An 8,413-nucleotide genomic window follows, 5' to 3' on the forward strand; every position below is an offset into this window, starting at 1 on the left:
ATAAACCACTGGGGCAACAGCCCCGGCAACAGATGGGTGCGCCAGCGACGCAGCGCCCCCATCCCCTGACAACGGGCCAGCACCACATAGTCGCTGCAGGCGATCCGCCGCGCTTCTGCGCGGAGAATGAGAGCCAGTTTGGGCCAGTGGGTGAGCGCCACCGCCAGGATCACCCCGCGCATGCCCCCCCCAACGGTAAAGCAGATCAGGATCAGCAGCAGCATATGGGGCAGCGCCAGCATGGCGTCGATGAGCAGCCGCACCGCCACATCACATCTGGGGTGAATGAGCGACACGCTTGCCGCCACCATGGCCAGCAGGCCACTGCAGAGAGCCGTGCTGATGCCAAGCTCCAGACTGGTGAGGGTACCCTGAAAGGCGCGCAACCAGAGATCCCGCCCCATCTGATCGGTGCCAAACCAGTGAGCCAGCGAGGGGGGCTGCTGGCGCGCCAGCAGATCCATCGGCACATCCTGATGAGAGAGGCTCCAGCCGTAAGTGGCCAGCAGCGCCAATCCGAGCAGGGCAAAAACCAGCCGCAGTATGGAGGGAAGCGGATTAAACAGCATGCTCACCCTCCCAGCCACGATTGATGCGGGCCAGCAGCAAACTGGCCACCGTATTGCCAATAAAGACCAGCAGGGTACAGAAGAGCACTATGCCCATCAGCAAGGGAATATCGCCCCGCAGCCCTGCATCCACGGTGGCCTGGCCGAGCCCCGGATAGGAGAAGACCTTCTCCGCCAACAGCGAGCCGCCAATCAGCTCGCCAAGGGAGGCAAACTGCAGGCAGAGCGCCGGGGTCAGGGCGTGGCGCAGCACATGAAAACGCAGCATGGGCCAGCCGCCATCCCCCTGAGCGCGGGCGTAGCGGATAAAGTCGCTCTCCAGCACCTCGGCCACCCGCCCCCGGGTATGCAGGGCAATATTGCCCACCCCGAGCAGGGCAAGCGTGGTCACCGGCAGCAACAGATGGCGTGCTCGCATAGCCCAGTCAGCCTCATCGGCGGAGAGGCCAGGCGCCCAGGCGCAGCAGACTGGCAGTAGCGGCCAGTGCACCGCAAACAGGGCGAGCAGCAACAGGCCGACCCAGAAGGTAGGCAAGGAAGCGAGCAGGTAGGCGAAGCGGCAGATAAGGCGATCGGGCCAGCGATTGAGATAGCGACCGGCGCAGAGGCCAAGCAGAATGCCGAAAAAGCCGGAGAGCAGCCAGGCACCCGCCAGCAGCAGGAAGGAGGCAGCAAAGCGCTGGCCTATGACCTCACCCACCGGTGCGTTGTAGAGCATGGAGTAGCCGAGATCCCCCTGCAGCACCTGGGTAAACCAGCGCCAGTAGCGCAGCCAGAGCGGCTGATCCAGCCCCCAGCGGGCGGCGATACGGGCGTACTGTTCCGGCGGCACATGGAGCAGGTCGTTGCCAATATAGGCCTTGATGGGGTCGATGGGGGAGTAACTCAGCAGCACAAAGGTGGCAACAGAGACCAGACAAAGCAGCCCTGCCAGACGCAGCAGGGCTTTTAGCAGCAGATAACCTGAATGACTCAAGGGCGAACTTAACGGCACGTCCACCGCCAATCCTGCAGGTTGTTGAGCAGGGACCAGCTACCGTGGATTTCCGGCGCCCCCTTGCCAAGATCGATGCAACGGTTGGCGAGATAGGTGTGCTGCACATTGAGCAGCCAGGCCCAGGCGGCATCTCCCTGCACTCCGGCGCCGGTCTTGCCATCCCACTCCACCTGCTGCCAGAACGGCACGGCCGCCTGCCAGTTCGGGGCATCCAGCGCCTGCTTGAGGTGGCCATCCACCACAGGGTTGCTGTAGTAGCCCGGATTGTAGAACTCCACGCCACCGGAACCGCTCTGGTAGTGGTGATAGAGCTCCATGGGATCCAGACTCCCCCACCCCATCAGCACCGGATTGGCGTGCATCTCCCGCTCCACCTGCTCCCAGCTGCCGGACTTGAGGCTCACCTCAAGGCCAATGGGTTTGAGCATGGCGCGCACCGCTTCCGCCAGATCCCGGCGGGTACTGTCGCCACTGGTGTACCAGAGGGTAAAGGCGGCTCTCAGGTCACCCTTGCGGCGAATACCGTCACTGCCCATCTTCCAGCCAGCCTCATCGAGCAGGGCGTTGGCATGGGCGGCATCACCATCCTTGAAGGCGGTGGCTTTATTCAGCCAGGGCAGGCCTTCCACCGCGCTGTAGGCGGGGATGGCGTGTCCTTCCAGCAGCTGATCCGCCAGCAGCTTGCGGTCGATGGCGTAGTTGATGGCACGGCGCACCGCCACATCGGCAGTCACGTCGTTGCCGATGGGATAACCCTTGGCATCCTTGCCACCCGCAGGCGGAATAGGGAAAACGATGCCACGGTTCTCGACACTCGGTCGCACCCAGAGCTTGAGGGAAGCTGGCACGGTGGGCGCCAGCGACGGGGCGATGCGCACCACATCGAGCTGGCTGCTCTGGGCCGCGGCATAGGCGCTCTCTTCGTCGATAAAGACAAACACCAGCCGTTTGAAGTCATTGTTGCCACCGACGTAATAGGGGTTCGCCTCCACCACCAGTTGCTGGCCGGGCAGGAAGCTCACCAACCGGTAGGGGCCGGCACCGACCGGCTTTTGGGCATACGCTTTTGCGTCGTAATCCCGCTTCGACACTATCCCCAAGGATCCCAGCACGTTGACGAAGGTGCTCTGGGGGGCACTCAGGGTAATGGCAACTTCGGTAGGCGAGAGCACCTTGGCCGAGACAAAGTTGCCCATGTCGATCTTGCCGCCACCCTTGGCTGCGCTGTTGTAGGTGAAGGCCACATCCTCGGCGGTGAGCGGCGCGCCATTGGAGAATTTCAAATCCGGCTTGAGGCGGATAAGCCACCCCTTGCCATCCTGGCTCGGAGTCACCGTTTGGGTGAGCACGTTCTGCCAGCTGAGGTCGGCGTTTTGTTTGAGCAGCGGGCTGTGCAGCAGCAGATAGCTGCCGTGACTCCAGCCAAGCAGAGGGTCAAACCCTTCGGTGGGTTCAGCTCCGATGGCGAGCTTGAGCTCGGCAGGCACAGGTTGGGCTGCGGCCAGCGCCGCGTGAGAGGCAGTGCCCAGCAGCAGAGTCAACAGGGCGGCAGCACTGGTGCCACAGTAATGGCGAAGGGAATTGCGTGGAACAGTCATGGGGATCCTTCTTGTTTTGTACCACTCACGGATCATCACTCAAAAAAGAGGTGGAATGCGTGTCTGAACATGGGAGTGAGGGGCCAAAATGGCCCCCTATTCTAAACTTGATTTCGCGTGAAACCTAGCGACTATGCCGGTTAACCGCGCCGGGCACCGAATAGCCGTCTGCGACCCAGATCCACGCCGCCAGCCCCTTGCTGCACCGGCAAGGAGAGCAGCATCTTGAGGGTGCTGCTCACCAGCGTTCTACCCTGATCAGCACCGAGATGGGGATCGAGCGGCGACATCAGGGAGCAGGCCAGCAGCTGACCACTTTCGGGCAATTCACCCACCATAAAGGTCATGTTGCCGCAGGGGAGCTGCAGGGCGAGCCGATCGCTGCTGCTGCGAATCGGCCAAAGCTGATCCGGCCCCGGCAGCACCACCACGCTCAGCATCCAGGGGGTGAGCACACAGCCAAGCCACTGCCCTTCAAACAACGTGCACTCCGCCACTATGGGCATGCTGGCGTGATAAAAGGGCAACGTCTGCATCTCTTCGCGAGCGATCCGTTCGTACTGGGCTACCAGCAAGGGTGCTGGATTGCTGGCAAAACCGGCAAACTCCTGTGCCGTCTCCGGTACTATCTCCAGCACTCTCTCGACCTCGCTTAAATGGGACTGCGCCATAAGCCCTCCCGCGCTTGTTCAGCTTTCTCCTGCTCAGAGAGCGGGATGGCAGGGGCACCGACACTGGCCAGCAGGGTCAAAATCCGATCCGTCGCCTCCCCCATGGCAGCCGCCACCACAGGGGTGAGGCCGATGCGGGGCTCGAGGGATTCGGGCTCGACCCCGATCAGGGTGAGCCGCTTGGGCGACTCCCCCGTCATATGCAGCGCCGAGAGCACATCCGCCAGCCCCAGCTGATGGGGGGAGATCTTGCGGCCAAACAGGGTCGGGATCTCCTCATCTTTCAGAGTCACTACGGTGCCCGGCGGATTACCGCTGCGCACCGCATCCGCCAAAATGATGTGATCGCGACTGGCCATCGCTTCGAGCAATTCCATGCCGGCGGTACCGCCGTCGAGCAGCTCGATGCCGGGGGCGAAACGGTAGTTGCGCCCCAGCCCCTCGACGATGCGAACCCCCACCGCCTCATCGCTCAACAGCAGGTTGCCGACGCCCAGGATCAGGATGTTCATCACAACACCTTCACCTGAGTCGTTTCGCCATTTTGGGTATCCACCACATGCACCGCACAGGACATGCAGGGGTCGAACGAGTGGATGGTGCGCACCACTTCCAGCGGCTTGGCGGGATCCGCTACCGGGGTGCCCACTAGCGCCTGCTCGTAGGGACCGGGCTCGTCGTTGAAGTTGCGCGGGCCCGAGTTCCAGGTCGATGGCACCACCGCCTGATAGTTCTCGATCTTGCCGCCCTTGATGACGATCCAGTGGGAGAGCATGCCGCGCGGCGCCTCTTCAAAGCCCACTCCGCGAAACTCCTTGTCTGCCGGGATCTCGGCCTTGATGTAGGCGGTGGTATCCCCCTTGCCGATGTTGTCCACCAGCGCCTTCCACTGATGGGACAGGGTGTCTTTGAGCACACAGCAGCGCACCGCACGGCCGATGATGCGGCCCATGGTGGAGTGCAGCTGTTCGGTCTTGATGGCCGAGCCGGTGAGCGCCTTGTAGATGCCGTTCAGCTGATCGAAGTGCGCCACCGTCTCCGGGTGTTTGGCGGCCAGCTTGACCAAGAGGTCTGCGAGCGGCCCCACCTCCACCACCTTGCCGTAGAAGGTGGGGGATTTTACCCAGGAGTATTTGCCGTCATCCTGCCAGCCGGTGTAATTAGGCTCGGTCTTGCCCTCCCACGGCTTGAGGGGCTCGTCATCCTTGTACCAGGCGTGCTTGTTGCTCTCGGCGATGCCCTCCATCAGCCAGCCATCCTGATGGCTCTCGATGGGGCGATAACCCGCCAGATTGCCATTCTCGATATAGCCGCCCGGCATCAGGAAGCTGCCACCGTTGGCGTCGGTGGGGAGCTCCGGCACGCTCAGGTAGTGCTTGGCCCCCTGCCCCAGACCCAGCCACTCGGGGTAGTGGGCAGCGATGATGGCGGCATCCACCTTGTAGACCTGCTCGATAAACTCGCCGAGACGGTCGATAAAGCTCTTCACATAGAGCAGCCGCTCCAGGTTGAGCACGCTTGGTGCATCCAGATTGATGGGGTTGGCCACGCCGCCCACCGCCAGATTCTGGATGTGCGGGCTCTTGCCACCGAGGATGGCGACAATGCGGTTGGCATCGCGCTGGCACTCCAGCGCCTGCAGGTAGTGGGCCACGGCGATGAGGTTTACCTCCGGGCTCAGCTTCATCTCCTTGTGACCCCAGTAGCCGTTGGCAAAGATGCCGAGCTGACCGCTCGCCACCAGCGCGCGGATCTTGTCCTGCACCTTGGTCAGTTCATCGGCACTGTTGAGGGACCAGGTTGATACCCCCTTGAGCATGTCCGCCGCTTTTTGCGGATTGGCCTCAAGGGCCGCGGTGATGTCCACCCAGTCCAGCGCGGAGAGCTGGTAGAAGTGGACGATGTGATCGTGGATGTTGTGGGCCGCGATGATGAGGTTGCGGATGTACTGGGCGTTGACCGGCACCTTGGCGCCGATGGCGTTCTCCACCGCCCGCACCGAGGCGATGGCGTGGATGGAGGTACATACCCCGCAGATGCGCTGCACTATCATCCAGGCATCGCGCGGGTCGTTGCCCTTGACGATCTCCTCCATCCCGCGCCACATGGTGCCGGACGACCAGGCTTTGGTCACTTTTCCGCCTTCGATTTCGCAGTCGATACGCAGGTGCCCCTCAATGCGGGTGATGGGGTCTATGGTGATACGTTGGCTCATACGTTGGCTTTCCCTCGGGCCTGATAATCTTGGTGAACACGTTCAAGTGATGGCAGTACCGGCAGCAGCCGGATCAACAGCAAATAGGCACACACCTCGATGGCAACGAAGCCCAGAGAGATCAGCACCTCCTCCGCAGAGGGGAAGTAGTGGTAGCCATTGCCGGGGTTGAAGGCGAGCAGGGAGTAATCCAGTCGCCAGAGGGCGGCGCCCAGCAGCATGCTGAGGGCCCCCAGGAACAACATGCGCGAATCGCGGCGGCTCTTGTCCCAGTGGAACACCAACAGCGGGAAGATCATCAGCGCAATCTCGCTCCAGAACATGATGGAGAAGCGATTGAACTCGGAGAGATACTCCGACTTGTCGTGGATGACGATCTCGGCAAAGCGCAGCGCCACAAACAGGATCAGGAAGATATCGATCACCTGGGTCAGCTTGTAGAAGAGCGACTTCTCATTGGGGCCCCGCCCCGCCAGTCCCGCCTGCACCAGAGAGCCCTCAAATACCACGATGGAGAAGCCCATGATAAATGCGGTCAGCAGCGAAAAGACCGGCAGCAACTCGTAGCTTTGCCAGAGCGGATGGATCTTCTCCCCCGCCACGATCATCAAGGATCCCATCGAGGATTGGTGCATGGTGGGCAACAGAGCCCCCAGCGCCAGCACGAAGAACATGATCTTGTTGAGGCGAATGAGTGACGCCTTCCAGCCGAACTTCTCCAGCAGCACGGGAGCGAACTCCAGCGCCATCACCCCGATATAGATGGTCATGCAGACCGCCGTCTCGAACAGCACCGAGGAGGTGTTGAAGTGACCGGGCAGGTAAAAGTACGGCAGGTTCCAGTAACGCCCCACGTCGATGGTGATGGAGAGGCCGCCCAGCGAGTAGCCAAACAGGCTCGCCAGCAGGGCCGGTCGCACCAGCGGGTGATACTCGCCCCGGTTGAACACATAGACCGCCCAGGCCAGCGCCCAGCCGCCACAGGCGAAACCGGTACCGATCAAGAGATCGAACGAGATCCACAGCCCCCAGGGATAGCCGCCATTCAGATCGGTGACCGAGCCCAGCCCGAAGACGAGGCGTTTTAAAATCAGCATGCCGCACAGCACGGCAAAGGGGGCCAGCACCAGCACAGGCCAGCTGACCAGCTTGCCGCCGAGGGGATACGCCTTGTGGTTACTCATGATCCTTGCCTCCCTGTGTGGTGCCCTGATCCTTGATCTGCGCACTCCCCTGATCATGGCCATCGTCATGATGGTGATCGTGACCATTCTTGGTGTTGCGGCGAATGAGCACCGAAAGGCCGGTCAGCACCACCATGGGCAGCACCATCCCCTTGTAGAGGGTGTGCTGGATATGCTCGGAGCGGGCACCGGAGGAGAGCTCCGGCAGATCGGGCATGTCGAGCTTGGTATAGGGCACCCCGGCCAGCACCAGCACCTGGGTGCCGCCCCCCTCCTTCTCGCCATAGACGTAAGGCTGGTAGTTGGGCACTTCGTGCAGGTAAGGGTCGTTGGCAGAGAGGGTCTGGCGCGGATAGGCATATTCACTGCCCGGAGTCGCCAGCAGGCGACGCTTGGCTTCAGCCATCAGCTCCTCGCGGGTACCGAAAATCACGGCGCCGGTGGGGCACACCTCGACACAGCCGGGCAACTTGCCCTGATCGATCCGCTCAAGCCCCTTCTGGTTGCAGAGCTCGCACTTGTGGATCGCCCCCAGCGGATTGTTGTAGTCATATTTGGGCACATCGAACGGGCAGCCCACCATGCAGTAGCGACAGCCGGTGCAGACGCTCGGGTCGTAGTGAACGATGCCGGTCTTGGGATCTTTTTTAAGAGCCTGCACCGGACAGACAGAGACGCAGTTGGGATCGACACAGTGCATGCACTGCTTCTTGATGTAGGCGTAGCCATCCACCAGCTGATCCTTGTGCTCGCCAGTGCCGCTCTTCCACACCTGAATGATGTTGTTGGTGTAGGGGGTCAGCTTGTCGTTGTTGGACCAGGTTTGCGCCCCAGCTGGATTGGCCGGATTGCCGTTAAGGCGCTGACACTCCGCCACACAGGCCTGACAGCCGACGCAGAGGGTGGAGTCGTAGAGCATGCCGAGTGCGCCGGGAATGGGCGGCTTGTTCTTGGCCGCCGCCAGTGCGGTGCCGGGTACGGCTGTGCCCGCCGCCAGCGCACCGACGGAGGCGAATTTGAGGAAGTTGCGTCTGTTCACGGTTACTCCTCCCGTGATGGGTGCTGCCCGGCTTCGTGGCGTTTCTGCTGGCAACCGAGTTCACGCACCGTCATCAGACTCACCCCCACCAGCACCCCGAGGGCGCCACCGATAAGGCCGGTCGCGGTGGGCGAGGTATA

General features: G+C 62.0%; 8 protein-coding genes and 1 pseudogene. All 9 read right to left on the reverse strand.

Annotated elements, in window-relative coordinates; genetic code table 11:
* Positions 1-569 (reverse strand): ABC transporter permease (locus tag AB5Y92_RS09585; protein ID WP_368226627.1); only part of this gene is annotated, 569 nt, incomplete at its 3' end.
* On the reverse strand, positions 559-1,569 hold the full coding sequence (locus tag AB5Y92_RS09590) for an ABC transporter permease (RefSeq protein WP_368226629.1): 1,011 nt from the start codon (positions 1,567-1,569) through the stop codon (positions 559-561). The genes AB5Y92_RS09585 and AB5Y92_RS09590, both read right to left, overlap by 11 nt.
* On the reverse strand, positions 1,554-3,164 hold the full coding sequence (locus AB5Y92_RS09595; RefSeq protein ID WP_368226631.1) for an ABC transporter substrate-binding protein: 1,611 nt from the start codon (positions 3,162-3,164) through the stop codon (positions 1,554-1,556). The genes AB5Y92_RS09590 and AB5Y92_RS09595 overlap by 16 nt, the downstream gene beginning before the upstream one ends.
* A 140-nt stretch (positions 3,165-3,304) precedes the next feature.
* Positions 3,305-3,835 carry a hydrogenase-2 assembly chaperone gene (gene hybE, locus AB5Y92_RS09600; RefSeq protein WP_368226633.1) on the reverse strand — a complete coding sequence of 177 codons (531 nt, stop codon included), beginning with the start codon at positions 3,833-3,835 and terminating at the stop codon, positions 3,305-3,307.
* On the reverse strand, positions 3,817-4,347 hold the full coding sequence (locus AB5Y92_RS09605) for a HyaD/HybD family hydrogenase maturation endopeptidase (RefSeq protein WP_368226635.1): 531 nt from the start codon (positions 4,345-4,347) through the stop codon (positions 3,817-3,819). The genes hybE and AB5Y92_RS09605 overlap by 19 nt, the downstream gene beginning before the upstream one ends.
* Positions 4,347-6,050 carry a hydrogenase 2 large subunit gene (gene hybC / locus AB5Y92_RS09610; protein WP_368226637.1) on the reverse strand — a complete coding sequence of 568 codons (1,704 nt, stop codon included), beginning with the start codon at positions 6,048-6,050 and terminating at the stop codon, positions 4,347-4,349. The genes AB5Y92_RS09605 and hybC overlap by 1 nt, the downstream gene beginning before the upstream one ends.
* A complete protein-coding gene (hybB, locus tag AB5Y92_RS09615) occupies positions 6,047-7,234 on the reverse strand; it encodes a Ni/Fe-hydrogenase cytochrome b subunit (RefSeq protein WP_021230238.1) in 1,188 nt (395 codons plus the stop codon). The genes hybC and hybB overlap by 4 nt, the downstream gene beginning before the upstream one ends.
* On the reverse strand, positions 7,227-8,273 hold the full coding sequence (gene hybA / locus AB5Y92_RS09620; RefSeq protein WP_368226639.1) for a hydrogenase 2 operon protein HybA: 1,047 nt from the start codon (positions 8,271-8,273) through the stop codon (positions 7,227-7,229). The genes hybB and hybA overlap by 8 nt, the downstream gene beginning before the upstream one ends.
* A 2-nt stretch (positions 8,274-8,275) precedes the next feature.
* A pseudogene (locus AB5Y92_RS09625) lies at positions 8,276-8,413 on the reverse strand (hydrogenase 2 small subunit); the annotation flags it as partial.

The sequence above is a fragment of the Aeromonas sp. R1-1 genome (genome assembly GCF_040908495.1).
In the GTDB taxonomy this organism is placed as follows: domain Bacteria; phylum Pseudomonadota; class Gammaproteobacteria; order Enterobacterales; family Aeromonadaceae; genus Aeromonas; species Aeromonas veronii.

What these genes read in the sequence shown, in the direction of transcription:
- AB5Y92_RS09595 (WP_368226631.1), bottom strand. Translation starts at nt 3,164, where the DNA reads ATGACTGTTCCACGCAATTCCCTTCGCCATTACTGTGGCACCAGTGCT.
- hybE (WP_368226633.1), bottom strand. Translation starts at nt 3,835, where the DNA reads ATGGCGCAGTCCCATTTAAGCGAGGTCGAGAGAGTGCTGGAGATAGTA.
- AB5Y92_RS09605 (WP_368226635.1), bottom strand. Translation starts at nt 4,347, where the DNA reads ATGAACATCCTGATCCTGGGCGTCGGCAACCTGCTGTTGAGCGATGAG.
- hybC (WP_368226637.1), bottom strand. Translation starts at nt 6,050, where the DNA reads ATGAGCCAACGTATCACCATAGACCCCATCACCCGCATTGAGGGGCAC.
- hybB (WP_021230238.1), bottom strand. Translation starts at nt 7,234, where the DNA reads ATGAGTAACCACAAGGCGTATCCCCTCGGCGGCAAGCTGGTCAGCTGG.